This is a genomic window from Streptomyces sp. NPDC014907 (genome assembly GCF_055562975.1).
Genome location: NZ_JBVHEG010000002.1, coordinates 780,783 through 806,347, shown reverse-complemented (window position 1 = coordinate 806,347; position 25,565 = coordinate 780,783). Strand labels below are relative to the sequence as shown.

The 25,565-nt window shown below is 74.4% G+C and carries 20 protein-coding genes; 17 read left to right on the top strand and 3 right to left on the bottom strand.

Going from position 1 to position 25,565, the window contains the following annotated elements; translation table 11 throughout:
- Window positions 1-16: 16 nt before the first annotated feature.
- Window positions 17-1,330: an MFS transporter gene (locus tag ACZ3IL_RS09040; protein ID WP_467388107.1), complete on the bottom strand. Its 1,314-nt coding sequence runs from the start codon at window positions 1,328-1,330 to the stop codon at window positions 17-19.
- Window positions 1,331-1,414: 84 nt separating this feature from the next.
- On the opposite strand from ACZ3IL_RS09040, the gene ACZ3IL_RS09035 reads away from it, so the two are divergent.
- The 3 genes from ACZ3IL_RS09035 (at window position 1,415) to ACZ3IL_RS09025 (ending at window position 5,146) form a co-directional block, all read left to right on the top strand.
- A complete protein-coding gene (locus ACZ3IL_RS09035; protein ID WP_467388105.1) occupies window positions 1,415-2,380 on the top strand; it encodes a LysR family transcriptional regulator in 966 nt (321 codons plus the stop codon).
- A gap of 166 nt (window positions 2,381-2,546) precedes the next feature.
- Entirely contained in the window at window positions 2,547-3,914 is a 1,368-nt protein-coding gene (locus ACZ3IL_RS09030) for a nitrate/nitrite transporter (protein WP_467388232.1), read from the top strand.
- 83 nt (window positions 3,915-3,997) lie between these two features.
- Window positions 3,998-5,146 carry a uroporphyrinogen-III synthase gene (locus tag ACZ3IL_RS09025; RefSeq protein WP_467388103.1) on the top strand — a complete coding sequence of 383 codons (1,149 nt, stop codon included), beginning with the start codon at window positions 3,998-4,000 and terminating at the stop codon, window positions 5,144-5,146.
- A gap of 109 nt (window positions 5,147-5,255) precedes the next feature.
- On the opposite strand, the gene sigJ is transcribed toward ACZ3IL_RS09025, so the two are convergent.
- On the bottom strand, window positions 5,256-6,197 hold the full coding sequence (sigJ, locus tag ACZ3IL_RS09020; RefSeq protein WP_467388230.1) for an RNA polymerase sigma factor SigJ: 942 nt from the start codon (window positions 6,195-6,197) through the stop codon (window positions 5,256-5,258).
- 243 nt (window positions 6,198-6,440) lie between these two features.
- Here sigJ and ACZ3IL_RS09015 point away from each other — a divergent pair, with 243 nt between their 5' ends.
- The 5 genes from ACZ3IL_RS09015 to ACZ3IL_RS08995 all read left to right on the top strand — a co-directional run bounded on the left by ACZ3IL_RS09015 (window position 6,441) and on the right by ACZ3IL_RS08995 (window position 12,404).
- On the top strand, window positions 6,441-6,803 hold the full coding sequence (locus ACZ3IL_RS09015) for a hypothetical protein (RefSeq protein WP_467388101.1): 363 nt from the start codon (window positions 6,441-6,443) through the stop codon (window positions 6,801-6,803).
- A 119-nt stretch (window positions 6,804-6,922) separates the two neighbouring features.
- Window positions 6,923-7,465, top strand: a complete 543-nt coding sequence (locus ACZ3IL_RS09010; protein WP_467388099.1) for a GNAT family N-acetyltransferase — start codon at window positions 6,923-6,925, stop codon at window positions 7,463-7,465.
- Between the two features lie 62 nt (window positions 7,466-7,527).
- The gene (locus tag ACZ3IL_RS09005; RefSeq protein ID WP_467388097.1) at window positions 7,528-9,876 is read left to right on the top strand and encodes a HelD family protein; all 2,349 of its coding nucleotides are present in this window, start codon (window positions 7,528-7,530) and stop codon (window positions 9,874-9,876) included.
- A 503-nt stretch (window positions 9,877-10,379) separates the two neighbouring features.
- Entirely contained in the window at window positions 10,380-11,810 is a 1,431-nt protein-coding gene (locus ACZ3IL_RS09000; RefSeq protein ID WP_467388095.1) for an NAD-dependent malic enzyme, read from the top strand.
- A 312-nt stretch (window positions 11,811-12,122) separates the two neighbouring features.
- A complete protein-coding gene (locus ACZ3IL_RS08995; protein ID WP_015033921.1) occupies window positions 12,123-12,404 on the top strand; it encodes an HU family DNA-binding protein in 282 nt (93 codons plus the stop codon).
- A gap of 248 nt (window positions 12,405-12,652) precedes the next feature.
- Here the strand turns inward: ACZ3IL_RS08995 and murA are convergent, their stop codons facing one another.
- A complete protein-coding gene (gene murA, locus ACZ3IL_RS08990; RefSeq protein WP_388690499.1) occupies window positions 12,653-13,999 on the bottom strand; it encodes a UDP-N-acetylglucosamine 1-carboxyvinyltransferase in 1,347 nt (448 codons plus the stop codon).
- Between the two features lie 280 nt (window positions 14,000-14,279).
- Here murA and ACZ3IL_RS08985 point away from each other — a divergent pair, with 280 nt between their 5' ends.
- The 9 genes from ACZ3IL_RS08985 (at window position 14,280) to ACZ3IL_RS08945 (ending at window position 25,463) form a co-directional block, all read left to right on the top strand.
- Window positions 14,280-14,840: a YqgE/AlgH family protein gene (locus ACZ3IL_RS08985; RefSeq protein ID WP_467388092.1), complete on the top strand. Its 561-nt coding sequence runs from the start codon at window positions 14,280-14,282 to the stop codon at window positions 14,838-14,840.
- A gap of 29 nt (window positions 14,841-14,869) precedes the next feature.
- Window positions 14,870-15,154 (top strand): DUF3039 domain-containing protein, encoded by a 285-nt coding sequence (locus ACZ3IL_RS08980; protein ID WP_056558193.1) that lies wholly within the window; start codon window positions 14,870-14,872, stop codon window positions 15,152-15,154.
- A 301-nt stretch (window positions 15,155-15,455) separates the two neighbouring features.
- Window positions 15,456-16,799 carry an extracellular solute-binding protein gene (locus tag ACZ3IL_RS08975; RefSeq protein ID WP_467388090.1) on the top strand — a complete coding sequence of 448 codons (1,344 nt, stop codon included), beginning with the start codon at window positions 15,456-15,458 and terminating at the stop codon, window positions 16,797-16,799.
- A 5-nt stretch (window positions 16,800-16,804) separates the two neighbouring features.
- Window positions 16,805-17,776 (top strand): carbohydrate ABC transporter permease, encoded by a 972-nt coding sequence (locus ACZ3IL_RS08970; RefSeq protein WP_467388088.1) that lies wholly within the window; start codon window positions 16,805-16,807, stop codon window positions 17,774-17,776.
- On the top strand, window positions 17,773-18,621 hold the full coding sequence (locus ACZ3IL_RS08965) for a carbohydrate ABC transporter permease (protein ID WP_467388086.1): 849 nt from the start codon (window positions 17,773-17,775) through the stop codon (window positions 18,619-18,621). The genes ACZ3IL_RS08970 and ACZ3IL_RS08965 overlap by 4 nt, the downstream gene beginning before the upstream one ends.
- A gap of 4 nt (window positions 18,622-18,625) precedes the next feature.
- Window positions 18,626-20,269 carry a beta-N-acetylhexosaminidase gene (locus tag ACZ3IL_RS08960; RefSeq protein WP_467388084.1) on the top strand — a complete coding sequence of 548 codons (1,644 nt, stop codon included), beginning with the start codon at window positions 18,626-18,628 and terminating at the stop codon, window positions 20,267-20,269.
- A gap of 303 nt (window positions 20,270-20,572) precedes the next feature.
- A complete protein-coding gene (locus ACZ3IL_RS08955; protein ID WP_467388082.1) occupies window positions 20,573-21,448 on the top strand; it encodes an FAD binding domain-containing protein in 876 nt (291 codons plus the stop codon).
- A complete protein-coding gene (locus tag ACZ3IL_RS08950) occupies window positions 21,445-23,145 on the top strand; it encodes a (2Fe-2S)-binding protein (protein ID WP_467388081.1) in 1,701 nt (566 codons plus the stop codon). Before ACZ3IL_RS08955 ends, ACZ3IL_RS08950 begins: the two co-directional genes overlap by 4 nt.
- Complete coding sequence (locus tag ACZ3IL_RS08945) at window positions 23,142-25,463, top strand: xanthine dehydrogenase family protein molybdopterin-binding subunit (RefSeq protein WP_467388079.1); 2,322 nt, start codon at window positions 23,142-23,144, stop codon at window positions 25,461-25,463. Before ACZ3IL_RS08950 ends, ACZ3IL_RS08945 begins: the two co-directional genes overlap by 4 nt.
- Window positions 25,464-25,565: the final 102 nt, after the last annotated feature.

Sequence of the window (25,565 nt, the reverse complement as noted above, 5' to 3'; positions counted from 1 at the left end):
GAGAAAACTGCACCTCTCACTCGTACCGGACAGTCGTACCAGTCTTTCGCCGGTGGCGGCTGCCGACGCGGAAGGCCGAGGCCAGCGCCAGCGCCGCGGCCGCCGCCGTGACCGGCAGCAGGAAGCCGAACGCGGGGAACGGGGCGTGGTCGGCGGCCCAGCCGCCGGACGCCGAACCGGCCGCGATGCCCGCGAGGAGCGCGGTCACGGCCAGGGTCATGCCCTCGTTGAGCCGCGCCGCGGGCGTGAGGCGCTGGATCAGGCCCATGCCCGTCACCATCGTCGGGGCCGTCGCCATGCCCGCCACGAGCAGACCGCCCGCCAGGGCGAGCAGCGAGCCGGTCGAGGCGGCGAGCAGCGGCAGCGCCATCAGGACCGTCATCGCGGCCAGGCAGGTGCGCAGCCGCGCGGTGCGGCGGACACGGCCGTAGAGCAGACCGGCGGCGCAGGAGCCCGCCGCCTGGAGGGCGAGGACCGGACCGGCGACGGGCCCGTCCACGTACGCCAGGGCCACCACCTCCATGGAACCGAAGACCGCCCCGGTGGCGAGGAAGACCGCGAGCAGCGGCGCCGTGCCGGGAGCGCGCAGCGGGGAACCCGCCGGGGAGCGGGGGGCGACCGGCGGCTCGGTGGAGCGCTGGGCGGCGAAGAGGAGGACCCCGCCGAGGAAGAGGACGGTGGCGGCGAGCGTCCCCGCCTCGGGGAAGAGCGCCGAGCAGAGGACGGCGGAGAGCACCGGGCCGAGCATGAAGCAGAGTTCGTCGGCGGCCTGCTCGAAGGCGTTGGCGGTGTGCAGCGCGTCCGGGTCGTCCCGCAGGAGGTGCGCCCAGCGGGCCCGGGACATCCCGCCCGTGTTCGGGGTGGTCGCGGTGACGGCGGTCGTCACGAAGAGCGCCCAGGCCGGGGCCCGCTCGTGGACGCACAGCAGCAGGACCAGATGGCCCAGGGCCGCGTACGCGGCGGCGGGGACCGCGGCCCGGGCCTGCCCGTACCGGTCGACGAGCCGGGCGATCAGGGGAGCGGTCACGGAACCGGCGGCCAGACCGGTGGCGGTGACCGCGCCGGCCAGGGCGTAGGAGCCGTACGCCGCCGCGATCATGATCACGGCGCTGACGCCGAACATGCCCGCGGGCAGCCGGGCGATCAGGTTCCCGGCGGTGAAGGCGCGGGTGCCGGGGAGGGCGAAGAGACGGAGGTAGGGGTTGCGGGGGAGGGCGGCCGGACGGCCGGGGCCGTGGGGGCGCGGGTCGCCCGCCGGGCGGTCGCGGTGGCGGTAGCGGGGGGCGAGGGCCGGGCCCGCCGGGGTGAGGGTGAGGTCCGGTTGCGGCATGGCAGCAAGGTTCGGGCGCGCGGTCCCGGCCGGTCCAACACCTGTTCCGTGGCCATTCACGCACCTGTGTTGTTGAATGCGGCGGTGGCCTCCCCGTACGACATCGACCCCCGCCTCCTGCGCGCCTTCACCGCCGTCGCCGAGGAACTGCACTTCACCCGCGCCGCCGCCCGGCTCTACGTCGCCCAGCAGGCCCTCAGCCGGGACGTGCGGCGCCTGGAGCGCGAGCTGGGCGCCGAACTCTTCGTACGGACCACCCGGCAGGTCGCCCTCACCCCCGACGGCGAACGCCTCCTGCCGCACGCCCGCCGGGTCCTCGCCGCCCACGACGAGCTGGGCGAGGCCTTCCGGTCCGCGCCCCGCCCCCTCCTGGTCGACCTCAACAGCCCCGGCCTCGCCCACGAGCGCGTCCTGCGCCGGGCCCGCGAACTCGCCCCCGACCTCGAACTGATGGCCCGCTACGAGAGCGGCCTCACCGGGGCCGCGCGGTCCATCGTCGCCGGCCGCCTCGACACCTCCTTCGGCCGCTACGGAGGACTCGACGCCGGGCTCAGGGCGGGCCTCGGCGCGCAGTTCGTGCGGTACGAGCCGATGGCCGTGATCCTGCCCGAGGACCACCCGCTCGCCGGACTCCCCGAGGTCCCGCTCGCCGCGCTCGCCGGGGAACGGATCTACGCCGGCGCCGGGAACGAACACACCCCCGAGTGGACCGACCTCGCCGCCCGCCTCTTCGCCGGGCGCGGCATCGGGATCACCCCGCCCGCGCCGCTCGCCGTCGGCAAGGAGGAGTTCCGCCGGATCATGGCCAAGTACGGCCACCCCGTCCTCGCCGTCGTGGACTTCCCGCCCATGCCCGGCTGCGTCCTGCGGCCCCTCGTGGACCCCGTGCCCCTGTCGCCCGTGAGCCTGGTGTGGCGCAGGGGACTGCGCCACCCCGGCCTGGACGCCCTGCGGACCGCCGCCGCCGAGATCGGCGCCCGGGAGGGCTGGCAGGACCTCCCGCCGGACGCCTGGCTGCCGGAGGACGAACCGGGCCTGCCCCGGACCTGAGGCGCCCGGCGGCCCGCCCCTCTCACAGGGGCCCCGGCCGCCGGGTGAGCGCAAGGTTCCCCCGCCGTCACCTCGCGGCACCGGACCGAAACGCGGCCTCCCTAGCGTCGGTGGCCGGAGGACCGGGGCCGTGGACGCCCCGGGTCCCGACACCCGGAGGTGGGACATGGGCGGCCGGTGGATCGAACGCTGGGAACCGGAGGACGAGACCTTCTGGCGCGAGGAGGGCGAGCGGACCGCGCGGCGGAACCTGCTCTTCTCCGTCTTCTCCGAGCACGTCGGCTTCTCGGTCTGGAGCCTGTGGTCGGTCATGGTCCTCTTCATGGGCCCGGAGTACGGGATCGACCCCGCCGGGAAGTTCTTCCTGATCGCGACCGCCACCCTGGTCGGCGCGCTGATCCGGATTCCGTACACCTTCGCCGTCGCCCGCTTCGGCGGCCGGAACTGGACCGTCGTCAGCGCCCTCCTGCTCCTGCTGCCGACCGGTCTCGCCCTCGCCGTGACGGAGCCCGGCACGCCGTACGCCACGTTCCTCCTGGTGGCGGCGCTCACCGGCGTCGGCGGCGGCAACTTCGCCTCCTCCATGGCCAACATCAACGCCTTCTTCCCGCTGCGGAAGAAGGGCTGGGCGCTCGGGCTCAACGCGGGCGGCGGCAACCTCGGCGTGCCCGTGGTGCAGCTCGTCGGCCTCCTCGTCATCGGGACCGCCGGGGCCGCGCACCCCCGGATCGTGCTCGGCGTCTACCTGCCCCTGGTCGTGGCCGCCGCCGTCTGCGCCGCGCTCTTCATGGACAACCTCGCCCCCGTCAGGAACGACACCGGAGCCGTCCGGGAGGCCGTGCGGAACCGGCACACCTGGATCATGGCCTTCCTCTACGTCGGCACCTTCGGCTCCTTCATCGGCTACGGCTTCGCCTTCGGGCTCGTGCTCCAGACCCAGTTCGGCCGCACCCCGCTCCAGGCCGCCTCGCTCACCTTCCTCGGCCCGCTGCTCGGCTCGCTCCTCCGGCCCGTCGGCGGCTCCCTCGCCGACCGGTACGGCGGCGCCCGCATCACCCTGTGGACCTTCGCCGCCATGGCCGCCGCGACCTCCGTGGTGATCCTCGCCTCCGCGACCGGGTCGCTCGCCGTCTTCCTCGCCGGCTTCACCTGCCTCTTCGTCCTCAGCGGCCTGGGCAACGGCTCCACGTACAAGATGATCCCGGCGGTCTTCCTCTCCCAGGGGCACCACCGCGGGCTCGCGGGCGAGGCCGCCGAGGCGTACGGGCGGCGGCTCTCCGGCGCCGCCATGGGGATCACCGGGGCGGTCGGCGGACTCGGCGGACTCGGGATCAACCTCGCCTTCCGCCAGTCCTTCGCGACCGCCGGCACCGGCACCGCCGCCTTCGTCGCCTTCCTCGCCTTCTACGCGATGTGCATGGGCGTCACCCGGGCGGTATACCTTCGACGCCCGGCGGTCGCCGTGCCGGAGACCGCCGGGGCCCTCGGCGCCGTCGCGCAGCCGGAACCCAGGACCGGCCACGCGAAGGTGTGAACCCGGTGCCCGGCACGGACCGTAACGGCCAGGAAATACGGACGAACCGCGTCCGTCACGCGCTCCCGTCAGGCTCAGGACCCATGGACGAGCAAGAACACGGCCCCCTCGCCGGCCCCCTCGCGGGCTTCACCGTCGGCGTCACCGCGGCACGGCGCGCGGACGAACTCATCACGCTGCTCCGCCGGCGCGGTGCCACCGTCGTCCACGGCCCCGCCCTGCGGATCGTGCCCCTCGCCGACGACACCGAACTCCTCGCCGCGACCAGGGAACTCGTGGCCCGCGCCCCCGACGTCGTGGTCGCCACCACGGCGATCGGCTTCCGGGGATGGATCGAGGCCGCCGAGGGCTGGGGGCACGGGGAGGAACTGCTCGCCGTCCTGCGGGACGTCGAACTCCTCGCCCGGGGGCCGAAGGTCAAGGGGGCCGTACGGGCCGCCGGGCTCAGCGAGTCCTGGTCGCCGTCCTCGGAGTCCATGGCCGAGGTCCTGGACCGGCTCCTCGCCGAGGGGGTCGCCGGCCGCCGGATCGCGCTCCAGCTGCACGGGGAGCCGCTGCCGGGCTTCGTGGAGGCGCTGACGGCGGGCGGGGCGGAGGTCGTCGGCGTCCCCGTCTACCGCTGGATGCCGCCGGAGGACCCCGCCCCCCTGGACCGGCTGCTCGACGCGGTCCTCGGCGGAAGCCTGGACGCGGTGACCTTCACCAGCGCCCCGGCCGCCGCCTCGCTGCTCGCCCGGGCAGGGGAGCGGGGAGTGCGGGAGGAACTCGTCGCGGCGCTGCGGCACGGCGTGCTCGCGGTGTGCGTGGGGCCGGTGACCGCGCTGCCGCTCCAGGCGGAGGGCATCGGCACGTACCAGCCCGAACGCTTCCGGCTCGGCCCCCTCGTCCAGGTCCTCTGCACCGAGCTGCCCGCCCGCGCCCGGGTCCTCCCGGTCGCGGGCCACCGCCTGGAGATCCGGGGCCACGCGGTCCTGGTGGACGGGGCGCTGCACCCGGTCCCGCCCGCCGGGATGGCCCTCCTGGGACTCCTCGCCCGGCGCCCCGGCTGGGTCGTCTCCCGGGCGGACCTCCTCCGCGCCCTGCCGGGCGCCGGGCGCGACGAACACGCCGTGGAGACGGCGATGGCCCGCCTCCGGGCCTCCCTCGGCACCCCGAGACTGATCCAGACCGTGGTCAAGCGCGGCTACCGGCTGGCCCTGGACCCGGCGGCGCGGGACAAGTACGACGTGTAGGACGGGCGGGGCGAGCGGGGCGGGAGGGGCGAGCGGGGGGTAGGACGAGCGGGGCGGGAACCCGGGGGGCTCCTCGGGACTCTTACGGCCCCTACGGCCCCTACGGCCCCTACGGCCTCCGGAGGCCCGTCCCCGCCCCTGTCCCCGTACCGCCGGACGGGGCCCGGCCGCCCTCCGTCCACGACCGCAGCTTCTCCGGGTTGCGGACCACCCAGATCCGGGAGACGCGGCCGTCGGCGACGCCGAACGAGGCCACGGTCACGACGGCCCCGTCCCGCAGGGCCACCAGCCCCGGCGCGCCGTTGACCGACCGTTCCAGGAGCCGGAGCCCCGGGGCCAGGTCGGCGATGCCCGCCATGTACCGGGCGATGCGCGCGCCGCCCTCGACCGGGTGCGGGGCGGAACCGGCCAGACCGCCGCCGTCGGCGGTCATCACGGCGGCCGGGTCGAGGAGGGCCACGAGGGCCGCGACGTCCTTGTTCTCCCACGCCTCCCTCACGCGCCGCACCAGCCCTGCCTGTCCGGCCGCCACGGGGGCGGGCGCCGCGCCCGCCCGCCGCCGGGCGGAGGACGCCAGCTGCTTGCAGGCCGCGGGGGACCGGTCGAGGACGCCGGCGATCTCGGCGAAGGGGTAGCGGAAGACGTCGTGCAGGACGAACGCCACCCGCTCGGCTGGCGTCATCGTCTCCAGGACCACGAGGAAGGCCATGGACACCGACTCGTCCAGGACCAGCTGGTCGGCGGGGTCGGGAGGACCGGCGGGGGCGGTCCCGGGGCCGCGGCCCCACTCGGCGCGGTCGGGCAGCGGTTCGGGCAGCCACATGCCGACGTAGCGCTCGCGCCGGGCCCGCGCCGAGCCGAGCACGTCCAGGCAGACGCGGCCGGTCACCGTCGTCAGCCAGGCGCCGGGGGACAGGATCTCCTCCCGCCGGCCCGGCGGCAGCGCGTACCAGCGCGCGTAGGCCTCCTGCACGGCGTCCTCGGCCTCGGCCGGCGAACCGAGCAGCCGGTAGGCGACGTTCAGCAACCGCCGCCGCTCGCCGGCCACCACGCCGTCGGCACCGGCCCCTCCGGCGGCTTCCGTCCTTCCGGGGGCCTCCGTCCTTCCGGCGGTCTCCGCCCCTCCGGCCGTTCCGCCGCCGTCGACGGCCCCCGCGCCCCCGGCCGTCTCCTCGTTCCCGTCCGCTCCCACGCTTCCGTCCGCCCCCTCGCCTTACCTTTCGCGGGCCCGTGTCGTCGGACCCGCGAGACCTTATCGACCCACTGCCCCCGGGCAGAACGGAGGGACCGGCACATGGCCATCCAGACGGCGGCGCGGCGCGGCTTCTCGTTCCTGCGATGCGCGATCGCCCTGCAGACCCTGACCGTCTTCGTCCAGGCCGTCTCCGCCGGGCTGCTCCTGACCTCGTCCTACGGAGAGACGCTGCACGGAGTGGGGGCCCGCGTGACGTACGGGGCGACGATGCTGTACCTGCTCGCGGCGGTGCTGGCGTGGAAGCCGGGCGGCGGCTCCCTCCGTCCCGTCCGGGACGCGTCCGGCTTCCTCCTCCTCGCCTCCGCCCAGGTCGTGCTCGGCATCGCGCACGTCCCGTCGGTCCACCTTCCGCTGGGGGTCCTGATGTTCGGCCTGAGCGTGCTGGCCCTGGCCCGGCGCTGAGGCCCGGCCGCCGGACCCGGGGGCCGGCGGAGACGGGAACGGCGGGGGTGGCGCGCCCGGGGACGGCGGGGCCCGGGGCGGCCGGGCCCCGGGGCGGCGGGGCCCGTTACCGTACGCGGATGACCACCGAAGGACCCCGCATCCGGCCCGCCACCCCCGCCGACGCCCCCGCCCTCGCCCGGGCGGTGACGCGGAACCGGACGTACATGAAGCCCTGGGAGCCGTACCGGCCCGAGCGGTACTACACGACCGAGGGGCAGGCCGAGCGGATCGCGGACGGCGGGGCGCGGTGGTTCGCCCTCGACGGCGACGAGATCGTGGGCGTCGCCACGCTCTCCGGGATCGTCCTCGGGCCCTTGTGCAGCGCCTCCCTCGGCTACTGGGTCGACCCGGACCACGCCGGGCGGGGCCTCGCCACCGCCCTCCTGGAGGAGGCCTGCCGGGCCGCCCGCGAGGAGCTCGGGCTGCACCGGGTCGAGGCTTCCACGCTCCTCGACAACCACGCCTCCCAACGGGTCCTGGCCAAGGGCGGTTTCACCCGTGTCGGGACCGCGCCGCGCTACCTCCACATCGACGGGGAGTGGCGCGACCACCACCTCTTCCAGCGGCTGCTGCACGACGACCCGCCGCCCGGCGTCCCCGTTCCGGGAGACCCGGCCTGACACGGGGTCTCCGGTGGCGTACGCTCGACGGCTGCCCAGTGCACGTGAGAAGGGGGCCTTAGGTGGCCGCGCAGGAAGCCGTGGACACGGTCAGGGACCGTGAGATCGGTGTCGAGCAGGAACATCTTGACCGGGTCTACCGACGGCTGGAGGAGAAGATCCACGAGGCGGAGTTCCTGATGAACGACGCCGCCCAGCGCGGCCAGGTCGGCACGCCCGGCGCCCTCGCCGAGCGCGACGCCCAGGTCTTCCGCGCCGGTATCCACCTCAACCGGCTCAACAACGAGTTCGAGGACTTCCTCTTCGGCAGGATCGACCTGCTGGACGGGAAGGACGGGAAGAAGGGTCCCGACGGGGCCTACACCTCCGTGGAGCCCGCCGACGACGCGGTGCGCCCGGACAACACCGCCGACATCGGCGAGACGCTCCACATCGGCCGCATCGGCGTCCTGGACTCCGACTACGCGCCGCTCGTCATCGACTGGCGCGCTCCCGCCGCCGCGCCCTTCTACCGCTCCACGCCGGTCGACCCCGGCCGGGTGGTGCGCCGCCGGGTCATCCGCTCCAAGGGCCGCCGGGTCCTCGGCGTCGAGGACGACCTCATGCGCCCGGAGCTGAGGGCCGCCCTCGACGGGCAGGAGCTGCCGGTGATCGGCGACGGCGCCCTGATGGCCGCCCTCGGGCAGGCCCGCGGCCACACCATGCGGGACATCGTCGCCTCCATCCAGGCCGAGCAGGACCTCGTCATCCGGGCGCCCGCCGCCTCCGTGACGTACGTGGAGGGCGGTCCCGGCACCGGCAAGACGGCCGTGGCCCTGCACCGGGCCGCGTACCTGCTCTACCAGGACCGGCGGCGGTACGCGGGCGGCATCCTGATCGTCTCCCCGACCCCGCTCCTCGTCTCGTACACCGAGGGCGTCCTGCCGTCCCTCGGCGAGGAGGGCCAGGTCGCGATCCGCGCGGTCGGCTCGCTGGTCGACGGCGCCGAGGCCACCGCGTACGACGACCCGGCCGTCGCCCGGATCAAGGGTTCCTCCCGCATGCTCGCGGTGCTCCGCAAGGCGGCCAGGGGCGCCCTGGAGACCCCGGCGCCCAGGACGCGGCCCGGGAGGGACGGGGAGGAGCGGGACGGGGACGGAGCGGCCGCCGGCACGCCCACGCGCCTGCGCGTGGTCGCCTTCGGGCGCCGCCTGGAGCTGGAGGCCGAGGAGCTGCGGCGCATCCGCCACAACGTCCTCGGCGGCACCGCCCCGGTCAACCTGCTCCGCCCGCGCGCCCGCCGGCTGCTCCTCGACGCGCTGTACGCCAAGTCCGGCGCGGCCGGCCGGCACAGCGACCCCGAGCTCGCCGCCGAGCTGCGCTCGTCCTTCGACGAGGACGTCTCCACCGAGGACTCCTTCCTCTCCTTCCTCGCCGCCTGGTGGCCCGAGCTCACCCCCCGGCGGGTCCTCGACGCGATGGCCGACGAGCGGCGGCTCGGCCGCTGGGCGCGCGGCGTCCTCAACCAGGGCGAGGTGCGGCGGCTCGCCCGTTCCCTGCGCCGTCCGGAGCTGTCCGTCCACGACGTGGCCCTCCTGGACGAGCTGAACACCCTGCTCGGCGCTCCGGCCCGGCCGAGGAAGCGCCGGGAGTACGACCCGCTGGACCAGCTCACGGGTCTGGAGGAGCTGATGCCGGTACGGGAGGAAACCCAGCGCGAGCGGGCCGAGCGGCTCGCTGCGGAGCGCACCGAGTACGCCCACGTGATCGTGGACGAGGCCCAGGACCTCACGCCCATGCAGTGGCGGATGGTCGGGCGGCGCGGCCGGCACGCCACCTGGACGGTGGTCGGGGACCCGGCGCAGTCCTCCTGGTCCGACCCGGACGAGGCGGCGGCGGCCCGGGACGAGGCGCTGGGTTCCCGGCCGCGCCGCCGTTTCGAGCTGACCGTGAACTACCGCAACCCGGCGGAGATCGCCGAGCTGGCCGCCCGGGTGCTGGCCCTCGCCATGCCGGGCATGGAGTCGCCGCGCGCGGTCCGTTCCACGGGGGTCGAGCCCCGTTTCGTCGCGGTCCAGGAGGGGGCCGGGACGGCGGATCTGGCCGAAACGGTACGTTTCGAGGCGCGACGGCTTCTCGATCAGGTGGACGGAACGGTCGGTGTCGTCGTCGCCATGAAGCGGCGCGAGGAGGCCGCCCGCTGGCTCGCGGAGCTGGGCGACCGGGTGGTGGCGCTCGGCTCCCTGGAGGCGAAGGGCCTGGAGTACGACGCGACGGTCGTCGTCTCGCCGGCGGAGATCGCGGACGAGTCCCCGGCGGGTCTGCGGGTGCTGTACGTGGCCCTGACCCGGGCGACGCAGCAGCTCACGGTGGTCGCGGCGGCCGGTGACCTGCCGGACGCGGCGGGGGTGCCGGACCTGCTGCGGGACTGAACCGGGCCGCCGTGCCCGCCGGGGTGCCGGACCGGGCCGCCGCTCCTCCCGGGGGCGGCGGGGTCCCGGGGCGTCTCCGGCGGGCGGCGCGGTCCGCCGCGCCCGGGCCCCGGTGCGGGCGATTTCAAGTCAACCTGTGGCGCTGGAATCACTTGCCCGAGTGGTTTGTTAGCCTGGATGTGGCACCGGCTCGATCCAAGCCCCCGGGCCCAACCTTCGTCCCTCAGAGGGACCACTTGCCGCGAGGCGAGCATGGCGGGTCGGTGCCACTCAACGCGTGAACGCTTCGTACACGGTTACGAAGCCGAGGCCCTCGTCACCCCGGTGACGAGGGCCTCTTCTGTTTCCCGGCCACTTCTCGTATGGTGGAAAATGTTTTCCGAAAACAAAATGACCGCATTACCTGCTACCGGCAGGTAGGTGCGACCATCGGAGGGCGCCGCCGGGCAACCAGCCGGGGCGGACGTAGCAATGAAGCTCAGGGAAAGCAGAGGAACTCGGCCATGGCAACGGCGCCCAGCGTCTCGTACTCGATGACGGTCCGGCTGGAGGTTCCCGCGAGCGGGACCGCGGTCTCCCAGCTCACCACGGCGGTGGAGTCGTCCGGCGGTTCCGTCACCGGCCTCGACGTGACCGCCTCCGGCCACGAGAAGCTCCGGATCGACGTCACCATCGCCGCGACCTCCACCGCCCACGCGGACCTGATCGTGGAGCAGCTGCGGGGCATCGAGGGCGTCGTCCTCGGCAAGGTCTCCGACCGCACGTTCCTGATGCACCTCGGCGGCAAGATCGAGATGGCGTCCAAGCACCCCATCCGCAACCGTGACGACCTCTCCATGATCTACACCCCCGGCGTGGCCCGGGTGTGCATGGCGATCGCCGAGAACCCCGAGGACGCCCGCCGCCTCACCATCAAGCGCAACTCCGTCGCGGTCGTGACCGACGGCTCCGCCGTCCTCGGCCTCGGCAACATCGGCCCCATGGCCTCCCTGCCGGTCATGGAGGGCAAGGCGGCCCTCTTCAAGCGCTTCGCCGGCATCGACGCCTGGCCGATCTGCCTCGACACGCAGGACACGGACGAGATCGTCGCGATCGTCAAAGCCATCGCCCCCGGCTTCGCGGGCATCAACCTGGAGGACATCTCCGCGCCGCGCTGCTTCGAGATCGAGGCCCGGCTGCGCGAGGCCCTGGACATCCCCGTCTTCCACGACGACCAGCACGGCACGGCCATCGTCGTCCTCGCCGCCCTCACCAACGCCCTGCGCGTGGTGGGCAAGAGCGCCGGCGACGTCCGGGTCGTCATGTCCGGCGCCGGCGCGGCCGGCACGGCCATCCTGAAGCTCCTCCTGGCCGCGGGCGTCAAGCACGCCGTCGTCGCCGACATCCACGGCGTCGTCCACGCGGGCCGCGAGGACCTGGTCGCCGCCCCGGCCGGCTCGCCGCTGCGCTGGATCGCCGACAACACCAACCCCGAGGGCGTCACCGGCACCCTCAAGGAGGCCGTCGTCGGCGCGGACGTCTTCATCGGCGTCTCGGCCCCGAACCTGCTGGGCGCGGAGGACGTCGCCGCCATGGCGGACGGCGCCATCGTGTTCGCGCTCGCGAACCCCGACCCGGAGGTCGACCCGGCCGTCGCCCGGCAGACCGCCGCCGTGGTCGCCACCGGCCGCTCCGACTTCCCCAACCAGATCAACAACGTCCTGGTCTTCCCGGGTGTCTTCCGCGGCCTGCTCGACGCCCAGTCCCGTACGGTCAACACGGAGATGATGCTGGCGGCGGCCGAGGCCCTCGCCGACGTGGTCACCGAGGACGAGCTGAACCCGAACTACATCATCCCGTCGGTCTTCAACGACAAGGTCGCGGGCGCGGTCGCGGGCGCGGTCCGCACGGCGGCGAAGACGGCCGCCGCGGGCACGGTTCCGGCCGAGCGCTGACGGCGCGTCGCGATTCGCGGTGGCGTAAACCCGCCTTTAGGGTTGCTTTTCGGCTCCGCTCGGTTTCCGCGGGGTCGACAGAACGTCACCACCACGGGTTCCCGGTGTTTTCCGTGCGATCCGAGGGGGTGCCGGATTGGCGTTCCCGCCGCTGGTGGGGGCAGGATGCGTCTTTGGGCGCGAGGGTCTGTCCATGTGACCCGGGTCCGGGGACTGTCCGAGAGCCCTGGCAGCATCGGCTTCGCTGTACCCAACGCGCGGCTTCCGCCGCGTGGCACGCCTCACAGGCAAGAAGAACACGGGAGTAACAACATGAACCGCAGTGAGCTGGTGGCCGCCCTGGCCGACCGCGCCGAGGTGACCCGCAAGGACGCCGACGCCGTGCTGGCCGCTCTCGCCGAGACCGTCGGTGAGGTCGTCGCCAAGGGCGACGAGAAGGTCACCATCCCCGGCTTCCTGACCTTCGAGCGCACCCACCGTGCCGCTCGCACCGCTCGTAACCCGCAGACCGGCGACCCGATCGACATCCCGGCCGGTTACAGCGTGAAGGTCTCCGCGGGCTCGAAGCTCAAGGAAGCCGCCAAGGGCAAGTAAGGCGGCCTGTAGGCGCTGAAAGGGCGGCCACCCCTCCAGGGGGTGGCCGCCCTTTCGTTCGCCCGTCAGAACCGCCGGAGCGGCCGGAACCACCCGTACGGCTCCGTGCGGGCACGGGAGCCGCCGTACGCGCGCGGGCGCGGCACGGGGCTCCGGACGCGCGCGGAACGGGCCCGGACGCGCGAGAGGGCCCGTCCCGTACGCCTCCACGCGTGGAGAGCCGTACGGGACGGGCCCCGGTGCACGTCCTAGACCAGCGCGCTGCCCGGCAGCTCGACCTTGGCGCCCAGCTCGATCAGCTTCTCCATGAAGTTCTCGTAGCCGCGGTTGATCAGCTCGATGCCGTGGACCCGGGAGGTCCCCTGGGCCGCGAGCGCCGCGATCAGGTACGAGAAGCCGCCGCGCAGGTCGGGGATGACCAGATCGGCGCCCTGGAGCCGGGTCGGGCCCGACACGACCGCCGAGTGCAGGAAGTTCCGCTGGCCGAAGCGGCAGTCGGAGCCGCCCAGGCACTCGCGGTACAGCTGGATGTGCGCGCCCATCTGGTTCAGCGCGGAGGTGAAGCCCAGCCGCGACTCGTACACCGTCTCGTGCACGATGGACAGGCCGGAGGCCTGCGTCAGGGCCACGACCAGCGGCTGCTGCCAGTCGGTCTGGAAGCCGGGGTGCACGTCCGTCTCCAGGGCGATCGCGTTGAGCGAGCCGCCCGGGTGCCAGAAGCGGATGCCGTCGTCGTCGATCTCGAAGGCGCCGCCGACCTTCCGGTACGTGTTGAGGAAGGTCATCATCGAGCGCTGCTGGGCGCCGCGCACGTAGATGTTGCCCCCGGTGGCCAGCGCCGCCGACGCCCAGGAGGCCGCCTCCAGGCGGTCCGGGAGCGCCCGGTGGGTGTAGCCGTCGAGCCGGTCGACACCGGTGATCCGGATCGTCCGGTCGGTGTCCATGGAGATGATCGCGCCCATCTTCTGCAGGACGCAGATCAGGTCCTCGATCTCGGGCTCCACCGCCGCGTTCGACAGCTCGGTGACGCCCTCCGCGAGCACCGCCGTGAGCAGCACCTGCTCGGTCGAGCCGACCGAGGGGTACGGCAGGCGGATCTTGCAGCCGCGCAGGCGCTGCGGGGCCTCCAGGTACTGCCCGTCCGCCCGCTTCTCGATGGTGGCGCCGAACTGCCGCAGCACGTCGAAGTGGAAGTCGATGGGCCGGCCGCCGATGTCGCAGCCGCCCAGGCCCGGGATGAAGGCGTGGCCGAGGCGGTGCAGCAGCGGGCCGCAGAAGAGGATGGGGATGCGGGACGAGCCGGCGTGGGCGTCGATGTCGGCGACGTTCGCGGACTCGACGTGCGTCGGGTCGAGGACGAGTTCGCCGGGCTCCTCGCCCGGACGGACCGTCACCCCGTGCAGCTGGAGCAGGCCGCGGACCACCCGGACGTCACGGATGTCGGGCACGTTGCGCAGGCGGCTGGGGCCGCTGCCGAGCAGGGCGGCGACCATCGCCTTGGGCACGAGGTTCTTCGCGCCCCGGACGCGGATCTCGCCCTCCAGCGGGGTGCCGCCGTGGACAAGCAGTACGTCATGGCTGTCTGTGCCGGTCATGAATCTCGCGTTCCGAAAGTGGGTCCGACGGGTGGCCAGTGAAAAGAGTAAGGGGCCGTGAGACCCCTTTCGGGTGGGCCGGGGGGCCTGCCGCGCGTAATGAATTCGGCACAACACCCTCTGTTCGCGCGATCTTGCGGAGTGTCACCGTCCGGTTCTTCCGGCGGGCCCGTCCGTCCGCCCGCTCCCCTCCCCTCTGAACTGCGGCGGTTTCCCGCCTTCCCGCGTTCGCGCGTCCGACGCGTCCCGCGAACCCCGGAGATGCGGGATCATGTCTCCCATGACCGAGGTGTCCTCGCTCACAGGACGGCTGCTCGTGGCCACCCCCGCCCTCGCGGACCCGAACTTCGACCGCGCGGTGGTCCTGCTGCTCGACCACGACGACGAGGGTTCGCTCGGCGTGGTCCTCAACCGGCCGACGCCGGTGGCCGTCGGCGACGTCCTCGCCCCCTGGGCGGACCTCGCCGGCGAGCCGGGCGTCGTCTTCCAGGGCGGTCCCGTCTCCCTCGACGCGGCCCTCGGCCTCGCCGTGATCCCCGGCGACGAGGGCCCGCTCGGCTGGCGCCGGGTGCACGGGGCGATCGGCCTCGTCGACCTGGAGACCCCGCCCGAGCTGCTGGGACCGGCGCTCGGCTCGCTGCGGATCTTCGCCGGGTACGCGGGCTGGGGCCCCGGCCAGCTGGAGTCCGAGGTGGACGACGGGGCCTGGTACGTGGTCGAGTCGGAGCCCGGCGACGTCTCCTCGCCGGAGCCCGGGACGCTCTGGCGGCAGGTGCTGCGACGGCAGCGCGGCGACCTCGCGATGATCGCGACGTACCCGGACGACCCGACCCTCAACTGAGGGCCGGTCTTTCAGTACCCTTGGCGGTTATGAGCACTCTCGAGCCCGAGCGCGGGGCAGGTACGGGGACCCTCGTCGAGCCGACGCCGCAGGTGTCCCACGGTGACGGCGACCACGAGCGCTACGCCCATTACGTCCAGAAGGACAAGATCATGGCGAGCGCGCTCGACGGCACGCCCGTCGTGGCGCTCTGCGGAAAGGTCTGGGTGCCGGGGCGCGACCCCAAGAAGTACCCGGTCTGTCCGATGTGCAAGGAGATCTACGACTCCATGGGCGCCGGCGGCGACAAGGACAAGGGCGGCAAGGACAAGTAGACCGGTCCCCGGCGACGGGAAGGTCCGGTGACGGCCCCCGCCGTGCGTGCTCAGGCACGCACGGCGGGGGCCGTTCCGTTTCCCGCCTCCCGGAGCGCGTCCCGCCGGTGCTCCCGGGCGCGCCCCCTGGTTTCCCGGAGCCCGCCCCCGTTGCACGGGGTGCTTTCCCGGGTCACGGAGTGGTCGAAGTGGTCGAGACCTCTTGTCGGCCCGCCCGGGGCCCGCCTAACCTCACGCGTGTTGTGCAGAACGAAACGCGCATTGCGCATGTTGCAACGCACGCATCCGGAGGGGACCCGCCATGAAGCTTTCCGCCCTCCCCCGAGTCCTCGGCCTCGCCCGAGCAGGGGGGACCCCCATCACCGCCACGGCCGCCGCGCTCCTGCTGGCCGGCCTCACCGCCACCGCCTGCGCGCCCCGAATCACCGACGGGAAGGCCGCGACGGACGAGAAGAGCGGCACCCTGCGCGTCTGGCTCTTCCAGGAGGTGGGCAACAAGCCCAAGGAGCAGGCCGTCCGGCAGGCCGTCACCGCCTTCGAGCGGCGCAACGGGGGCGCGAGGGTCGAGATCGAGTACATCCCCGTCGAGGCCCGCGCCCAGCGCGTCAAGGCCGCCTTCAACGACCCGGAGTCGGCCCCCGACCTCATCGAGTACGGCAACACCGACACCGCCGGATACGTCCGGGACGGCGGCCTCGCCGACATCAGCGCCGAGTTCGCGGCCTGGGACGAGGCCGAGGACACCGATCCCACCGCCCGCCGGTCCGTCACCGTCGGCGGCAAGGTCTACGGCGCCCCGTTCTTCGTCGGCGTCCGCGCCCTCTACTACCGCACCGACGTCTTCCAGGACCTGGGCCTCACGGCTCCCAGGACCCTGGCCGAACTGGTCGGGACGGCCAAGAAGATCCGCAAGGCCAGGCCCGAGCTGTACGGCATCGCCGTCGGCGGCGCCTACACCTACGGCGCCATGCCCTTCGTCTGGGCCGCCGGCGGCGAACTCGCCACCGAGCGAGGAGACTCGTACAAGGCCGCCGTCAACAGCCCGGACGCCCTCGAGGGCATCGCCACGTACGCCTCGCTCTTCGGCGACGACAACTGCCCGGCCGCCAAGTGCGCCCAGATGGGCGGCAACGCCACCGTCACCGCCTTCGCCTCCGGCAAGGCGGGCATGGCCATCGGCGGCGACTTCAGCCACGCGGCCGTCGAGGCGGGCACCGTGAAGGGCAAGTACGCCGTCGTGCCGCTGCCCGGCACCACCCCCGGCTCGATCGCCCCCGCCTTCGCCGGCGGCAACAACATCGGCGTCCTCGGGAGCACCTCGCACCGCACCCTCGCCGTCGACCTCCTCAAGTCCCTCGCCGGCAAGGAGACCCAGGGCCGGCTCTTCGACGCGATGGGCTTCCTGCCCACGTACACCGACGTGCGCGCCGCCGCGGCCCGGCGGCAGCCCTTCGTGAAGCCCTTCACCGACACCCTCGCCGCCGGCACGAAGTTCGTCCCGGCGTCCCCCGGCTGGGGCCGGATCGACGCCTCGCTCGTGCTGCCCACGATGTTCCAGGAGATCGTCAGCGGCCGTAAGGACGTCAAGGCGGCGGCGGACGACGCCGCGAAGAAGATGGACGCGGCCTTCGCGTCGGCGGGCTGACCCGCATGACGACCCGGCTCACCCCGCCCGTCGCGAAGCGGCCCGGAGCGGCCGCGGGGCCTCCGGCCGCGAGTCCCGCGCCCCGGGGCCGCGGGCCCCGGCGCCCCGGCGCCTGGACGCCCTGGCTGTACCTGCTGCCCGCCCTCGTCGTCCTCGGCGCCCTCCTCGTCTACCCCGTCTACCAGCTGGGCCTGATCTCCTTCCTGGAGTACACCCAGGCCCAGGTCAGCGGCGGCGAACCCACCTCGTTCCAGGGGTTCGGGAACTACACGGCGCTCTTCTCCGACCCCCAGTTCCGGCAGGTCCTCCTCGCCACCGTCGTGTTCGCCGCCGCCTGCGTCGTCACCACGCTCGCCGTCGGCTGCGCCCTCGCCGTCCTCCTCACGCGCGTGCGCGCCCTGCCGCGGCTCGTCCTGATGACGGCCGCACTCGGCGCCTGGGCCACCCCCGCCGTCACCGGCTCCACGGTCTGGGTCTTCCTCTTCGACCCCGACTTCGGTCCCGTCAACCGGCTCCTCGGACTCGGCGACTTCTCCTGGACGTACGGGCGGTACAGCGCCTTCGCCCTCGTCCTCCTCGAAGTCGTCTGGTGTTCCTTCCCGTTCGTGACGGTCACCGTCTACGCGGGCATCAGGGCCGTCCCGGCCGAGGTCCTGGAGGCCGCCGCCCTCGACGGCGCCTCGCAGTGGCGGACCTGGCGCTCGGTCACGGCGCCGATGCTCCGGCCCGTCCTGGCCGTCGTCACGATCCAGTCGGTCATCTGGGACTTCAAGCTGTTCACCCAGATCTACGTGATGACGAACGGCGGCGGCATCGCCGGCCAGAACCTCGTCCTCAACGTGTACGCCTACCAGAAGGCCTTCGCCTCGTCCCAGTACAGCCTGGGCTCGGCGATCGGCGTCGTCATGCTGCTGATCCTGCTGGCCGTGACGCTCGTCCACCTGCGCCTGCTCCGACGCCGGGGAGAAGAACTGTGAGCACCCTCCGGGCACGGGGCGTCCGGCGCCCCGGACGCCTCGCCGCCGAGGCCGTCACCCTCCTCGTCGCCGCCGTCGTCGCCTTCCCGCTGTACTGGATGGTCCTCTCGGCCCTCAAGCCGGCCGGCGAGATCCAGTCCACGACCCCGCGCCCGTGGACGCTCTCGCCGTCCCTGGACTCCTTCCGGCGCGTCTTCGGGCAGCAGGAGTTCGGCCGCTACTTCCTCAACTCGCTGGTCGTCGCCGTCACGGTCGTCCTCGTCTCCGCGGTCGTCGCCTTCCTCGCGGCGACCGCCGTCACCCGGTTCCGGTTCCGGTTCCGGACGACGCTCCTGATCATGTTCCTGGTCGCCCAGATGGTGCCCGTCGAGGCGCTGACCATCCCGATGTTCTTCCTCATGCGGGACTTCGGGCAGCTCAACACCCTCGGCTCGCTGATCCTGCCGCACATCGCGTTCTCCCTGCCCTTCGCGATCTGGATGCTGCGCGGCTTCATCGGGGCCGTCCCGGAGGCCCTGGAGGAACAGGCGCGGGTCGACGGCGCGAGCCGCACGCGCTTCCTGTGGCAGATCCTCTTCCCGCTGGTCTTCCCCGGCCTGGTCGCCACCAGCGTCTTCTCGTTCATCTCCACCTGGAACGACTTCCTCCTCGCGAAGTCGTTCCTCATCAGCGACACCTCGCAGTCGACCCTGCCCATGGCCCTGCTCGTCTTCTTCAAGCCCGACGAGAACGACTGGGGAGGCATCATGGCCGGCTCGACCGTGATGACCCTCCCGGTGCTCGTCTTCTTCGTACTCGTACAGCGCCGCCTGGTCTCGGGACTGGGCGGGGCGGTGAAGGACTGACGCGATGACCGATTCCACGGACCTGATCCCCGCGCCCCTGTCGGCCGGACGCCCGGGGGGCGCCCCGGGGCACGTCACGCTCGACGGGCGGACCGTCCTCGACGCCGGGCCCGGCACCGGGGGCACCGCCCGCTGGCTGCGGGCCGCCCTGGGCGCCGCCACCGGGCTGCCGTTCCCCGACGGGACGGGCGAGCGCGCCGTGCGCCTCCGGATCAGCGAGCAGGTGGCGCGGGAGCACGGCCCCGAGGGGTACCGCCTGACCACCGAGGACCCCGGAGCGGCCGTCCTCGTCGAGGGCGGGGGCCCCGCCGGGGTGTTCTGGGGCGTCCAGACCCTCCGCCAGCTCCTCGGCCCCGCCGCGTACCGCAGGGCGCCCGTGACCGGCGGCGCGTGGCGCCTCCCGCGCACCACGGTCGGGGACCGGCCCCGCTTCGGCTGGCGCGGCCTCATGCTCGACGTCGCCCGGCACTTCGTGCCCAAGGACGACGTCCTGCGCCTGATCGACCTCCTCGCCGCCCACAAGCTCAACGTCCTCCACCTCCACCTCACCGACGACCAGGGCTGGCGCGTCGAGATCCGGCGCCACCCGAGGCTCACGGAGGTCGGCTCCTGGCGGGCCCGCACCAAGTGGGGCCACCGGGCCTCCCCCCTGTGGAACGACACCCCGCACGGCGGGTTCTACACCCGGGACGACATCCGCGAGATCGTCGCGTACGCCGCCGGGCGGCACGTCACCGTCGTCCCCGAGATCGACCTGCCCGGCCACTCGCAGGCCGCCGTCGCCGCGTACCCGGAACTCGGCAACACCGACGTCGTCGACACCGCCGCCCTCGGCGTCTGGGACACCTGGGGCGTCAGCCCGAACGTCCTCGCCCCCACGGAAGCCGTCCTCCGCTTCTACGAGGGCGTCTTCGAGGAGGTCCTGGAACTCTTCCCGTCCCCCTTCGTGCACGTCGGCGGCGACGAGTGCCCCAAGGACCAGTGGAAGGCGTCCCCGGCCGCCCAGGACCGCATGAGGGAACTCGGCCTCGCCGACGAGGACGGGCTGCAGTCCTGGTTCGTCCGCCACTTCGACCGCTGGCTCGCCGCCCGGGGCCGGCGCCTGATCGGCTGGGACGAGATCCTGGAGGGCGGTCTCGCCGAGGGGGCGGCCGTCTCCTCCTGGCGCGGGTACGGGGGCGGGATCGCCGCCGCCGAGGCCGGTCACGACGTCGTCATGTGCCCCGAGCAGCACGTGTACCTGGACCACCGGCAGGCGCCGGGCGAGGACGAGCCGATGCCCATCGGGTACGTCCGCACCCTGGAGGACGTCTACCGCTTCGAGCCCGTCCCGCCGGGCCTCTCCGAGGAGGCCGCCGCCCACGTCCTGGGGACCCAGGCCAACGTCTGGACCGAGGTCATGGAGAACCGTTCCCGCGTCGACTACCAGGTCTTCCCCCGCCTCGCGGCCTTCGCCGAGGTCGCCTGGTCCGCGCTCCCCGCCCCGGGGGAGCGCGACTACGCCGGCTTCGAGCGCCGCATGGAGACCCACTACCGGCGCCTGGACGCCCTCGGCGTCGACTACCGGCCGCCCGCCGGGCCCCTGCCCCACCAGCGGCGGCCCGGAGTCCTCGGCAGGCCCCTGGAGGGGATGCCCCCGAACGTGTGAGGCCCCCCGGACGCCCCGTCACCCGGGAGCGGTGCTTCCCCCGGCGGGGGCGCCGCGGCGGGGACCGCCCCCGGCCGCGGGGAAGGGCGGTCCCCGCCCTCCGGGAGCGACGAAACGGAAGTCGCCTTCTTTACCAGGATGTTCCGGACAGAACAGTCCTTCGTGGACCCTCGCGCCGGACCGCTCCGAAGATGTGCCAGAGTTGCCACGTCCGGCCCGTGAGCACGTACGGTACGCCCACACGCAGGCGCGACGGCCGGGCGACAGTCGGGGACCGCCGGGACACCGGGAAGGGGCAGCGGGTTGACCACGCACGCACCACAGACGGCGCAGTCCGTGACGCTGCCCGCCTCGCTCGACGAGGCCGTGGCGGCCCTCACGGCCAGGCCGGACGCCGTTCCCGTCGCGGGCGGCACCGACCTGATGGCCGCCGTCAACAAGGGCCGTCTCCGGCCCGCCGGACTCGTCGGCCTGGGCCGCATCAACGAGATCCGGGGCTGGCAGTACCAGGACGGCCACGCCCTCCTCGGCGCGGGCCTCACCCACGCCCGGATGGGCCGCCCCGACTTCGCCGCGCTCATCCCGGCCCTCGCCGCCGCCGCCCGCGCCGCCGGACCGCCCCAGATCCGCAACGCGGGCACCCTCGGCGGCAACGTCGTCACCGCCGCGCCCACCGGCGACTCGCTGCCCGTCCTCGCCGCCCTGGAGGCCGACCTCGTCGTCCTCGGGCCGCTGGGCAACCGCGAGATCCCCGTCTCCCACCTGCTCGCCGGACGCGACCTGCTCGCCCCCGGCGAACTCGTGGGCTTCGTCCGGGTGCCGCTGCTCCACGCCCCCCAGGTCTTCGTCAAGGCCACCGGCCGCACCGGCCCGGCCCGCGCCACCGCCTCCGTGGCCGTCGTCCTCGACCCGGCCCGGCGCGGGGTGCGCTGCGCCGTCGGCGCCGTCGCGCCGATGCCGCTGCGCCCGCTGGAGGCCGAGCGCTGGATCGCCTCCCTCGTGGACTGGGACAACGACCGGGGGCTCGCGCCGGAGGCGCTGGCGGCGTTCGGCGAGTACGTCGCCGCCGCCTGCGTCCCGGACCCGCAGGGGGGCGGGCAACTGCCCCCCGCCGTACTGCACCTGCGGCGCACCGTCGCCGCACTCGCCCGACGGGCACTGGGGAGGGCACTCGCGTGAGCAACGACGAACAGCACGGCAACCAGGGCGGCTGGGAGCCGATCCCGCAGAGCGAGGGGTACGACGGCGACGCGACCGCCTTCGTGCAGCTGCCGCCCGACTTCATGCTGGACGGCGTGCCCCTGGAGGCACCCGGCCACGACTACGTGCCGCCGATGATCACCCCCCTCCAGCCGCTCGCCCCGGCCCCGGCGACCGACCCGGCGGCCACGGGCGGCTGGACGGCGCACCCGCCGGCGGAGACGGACCGGGACCCGTACTTCGGGCGGGAGCGGGGGCAGGAGCCCCACGGCTTCGAGGAGCCCCGGTCCTTCGAGCCGCCGGAGCCCTTCGGGCAGGACCGGGACCGGGACTTCGGGCAGGAGCAGGACCGGGGCTTCGAGTACTTCGAGCAGGTCGGACGCCCCGACGGGCCCGGGTACGGGGACGGGCCCGGATACGGGGACGGGGACGGGGACCCGCACGCGACGGCCGAGTGGCGCTTCACCGAGGAGGCGGGGACGGCGGCGACGGCGGAGCCCGTCCCGGGACCGGACGCCGCGGACCACTGGGACTTCCCCGCCGAGGAGGCGGAGGAGCAGGGCGGGTTCGCCGCCCCGGTGCCGCCCGGCGCGCCCGTCGCGCCCCCCTCGTACGACGGCGCCCCGGCGACCCTGCCGGGCGGCGCCCCCGCCCCCTGGGCGCTCCCGGAGGAACCGCCGTCCGCCCCGGACGACGCCTCCGGCCCGGCGTCCGGGGACGCGCGGGCGGACGGGAGCCCGGAGCCCGCCGGCGAGGGCGCGGGCCCGGCGGAGGAGTACGGCGCGGCCCCGGACGGCGGCCCGGACGCCCCTGGAACCGACGCCGGTCTCCGCGCGGAGACCGTCCCCGGCCAGGGGCTCGGCACGGAGCCCGCCCCCGGGGCCGTCCCCCCGGCGGAGGCCGTTCCCGGCGCGGACGCCGTTCCCCCCGCGGACGTCGCTCCCGGCGCGGACGCCGTTCCCCCCGTGGACGCCGTTCCCGGCGCGGAGACCGTCCCCGGCGCGGAAGAGGCCCCCCGCGCGGAGACCGTCCTCGACACGGAGCTCCCGGACGCGGACGTCCCCGCGGTGCCCCCCGCCGCGCCGGGGACCCACGCCTCCACCGACAGCGACGAGCACCCCCACACCTCGTACACCCTGCGGGTCAACGGCGTGGACCGGCCCGTCACCGGTTCCTGGATCGGGGAGTCGCTGCTCTACGTCCTGCGCGAGCGCCTGGGGCTCGCCGGGGCCAAGGACGGCTGCTCGCAGGGCGAGTGCGGCGCCTGCAACGTGCAGGTCGACGGCCGCCTCGTCGCCTCCTGCCTGGTGCCCGCCGCGACCGCCGCCGGGAGCGAGGTCCGGACGGTCGAGGGGCTCGCCGTCGACGGGGAGCCCTCCGACGTGCAGCGGGCCATGGCCACGTGCGGCACCGTCCAGTGCGGCTTCTGCATCCCCGGCATGTGCATGACCGTGCACGACCTCCTGGAGGGCAACCACGCCCCCACCGACCTGGAGACCCGCCAGGCGCTCGCCGGCAACCTCTGCCGCTGCTCCGGCTACCGGGGCGTGCTCCAGGCCGTACGGGACGTCGTCGCCGAACGCGAGGCGAGCGCCGCGGCCCACGCCTCCGAGGGCGCCGGCGACGCCCGTGTCCCGCACCAGATCCCCCACCCGCACGACGGAGGCAAGGCGTGAGCAGCGACGCGACCACCGCCGCTCCCACGGTCCCGGACACCCCCGGACCCCTCGGACCGGAGCCGGCCGCCCACGGCCTCGGCACCTCGCTCCCGCAGGCCGAGTCCCGGGCGAAGACCGAGGGCACCTTCCCGTACGCCGCCGACCTGTGGGCCGAGGGCCTGCTCTGGGCGGCGATCCTGCGCTCCCCGCACCCGCACGCCCGGATCGTCTCGATCGACACCGGTGCCGCGACCGCCATGCCGGGCGTACGGGCCGTGGTGACGGCCGCCGACGTGCCCGGCGCGGCCACCTACGGGCGCCGGGTCGCCGACCGGCCCGTCTTCGCCTCCGACCTGGTCCGGCACCACGGCGAGGCCATCGCGGCCGTCGCCGCGGACCACCCCGACACGGCCCGGCTCGCCGCCGCCGCGATCGGCGTCGAGTACGAGGTCCTCGAACCGGTCACCGACCCGGAGAAGGCGTTCGAGGCCGGACCGCTGCACCCCGACGGGAACCTGATCCGGCACATCCCGCTCCGCTTCGGCGACCCGGAGGCGACCGGCGAGGTCGTCGTCGAGGGCCTGTACCGGATCGGGCGCCAGGACCCGGCGCCGATCGGCGCCGAGGCCGGCCTCGCCGTGCCCCGCCCCGACGGCGGCGTGGAGCTGTACGCGGCCTCCACCGACCCGCACACCGACCGCGACCTGGCCGCCGCCTGCTTCGGCCTGACGCCCGAACAGGTCAAGCTGGTCGTCACCGGGGTCCCCGGCGCCACCGGCGACCGCGAGGACCCGGGCTTCCAGATCCCGCTGGGCCTGCTCGCCCTGCGCACCGGCTGCCCCGTCAAGCTCACCGCCACGCGCGAGGAGTCCTTCCTCGGCCACGCCCACCGCCACCCCACCCTGCTGCGCTACCGGCACCACGCGGACGCGGAGGGGCGCCTGGTGAAGGTGGAGGCGCAGATCCTGCTCGACGCGGGCGCGTACGCCGACTCCTCGTCGGAGTCGCTCGCGGCGGCCGTCGCCTTCGCCTGCGGCCCGTACGTCGTCCCGCACGCCTTCGTGGAGGGCTGGGCGGTCCGCACGAACAACCCGCCCTCCGGGCACGTGCGGGGCGAGGGCGCGATGCAGGTGTGCGCGGCGTACGAGGCGCAGATGGACAAGCTGGCCGCGAAGCTGGGCGTGGACCCGGCCGAGCTGCGCCTGCGGAACGTCATGGCGACCGGCGACATCCTGCCCACCGGCCAGACGGTGACCTGCCCGGCCCCGGTGGCCGAACTGCTCACCGCCGTACGGGACTTCCCGCTGCCCCCGCTGCCCAAGGACATCCCGGAGGGCGAGTGGCTGCTGCCCGGCGGCCCCGAGGGCGCGGGCGAACCCGGCGCGGTGCGGCGGGGCGTGGGCTACGCGCTCGGCATGGTCCACATGCTCGGCGCGGAGGGCACCGACGAGGTCTCCACGGCGACCGTGCGCGTCATGGACGGCGTGGCCACGGTCATCTGCTCGGCCGTGGACACCGGTTCGGGCTTCTCGACGCTCGCCCGGCAGATCGTGCAGGAGACCCTGGGCGTCGAGGAGGTCCACGTCGCCCCCGTGGACACCGACCAGCCGCCCGCCGGCCCGGCCGCCCACGGCCGGCACACCTGGGTGTCGGGCGGGGCCGTCGAACGGGCCGCGAAGATGGTCCGCACACAGCTCCTCCAGCCCCTCGCCCACAAGTTCGGCATGTCGACGGAGCTGCTCCAGATCGCCGACGGCAAGATCACCTCGTACGACGGCGTGCTGTCCACGACGGTCACCGAGGCGCTCGACGGCAAGGAGCTGTGGGCCACCGCCCAGTGCCGCCCCCACCCCACCGAGCCCCTGGACGACGCGGGCCAGGGCGACGCCTTCGTGGGCATCGCCTTCTGCGCGATCCGGGCGGTCGTGGACGTGGACGTGGAACTCGGCTCCGTGCGGGTCGTGGAGATGGCCGTCGCCCAGGACGTCGGCCGCGTCCTCAACCCGGCGCAGCTCGCCACCCGGATCGAGGCGGGCGTCACCCAGGGCGTCGGCGCGGCCCTCACGGAGAACCTGCGCACCGCGCGCGGCCTGGTCCGGCACCCCGACCTCACCGGCTACGCGCTCCCGACCTCCCTGGACGCCCCGGACATCCGCATCGTGAAGCTGGTCGAGGAACGCGACGTGGTGGCCCCCTTCGGCGCCAAGGCCGCGAGCGCGGTCCCGGTCGTCACCTCGCCCGCCGCGGTGGCCTCGGCGGTCCGCGCGGCGACCGGCCGCCCGGTCAACCGCCTCCCGATCCGCCCGCAGGCGGCGACGGCGGCGCCCACCCCGTAGGGACCGGACGCGGGGGGGGGGGGGGGGGGGGGGGGGGGGGGGGGGCCCCCCCCCCCCCCCCCCCCGCCGCCCCCCCACCCACCCGCAGCCCACACCCGCAAA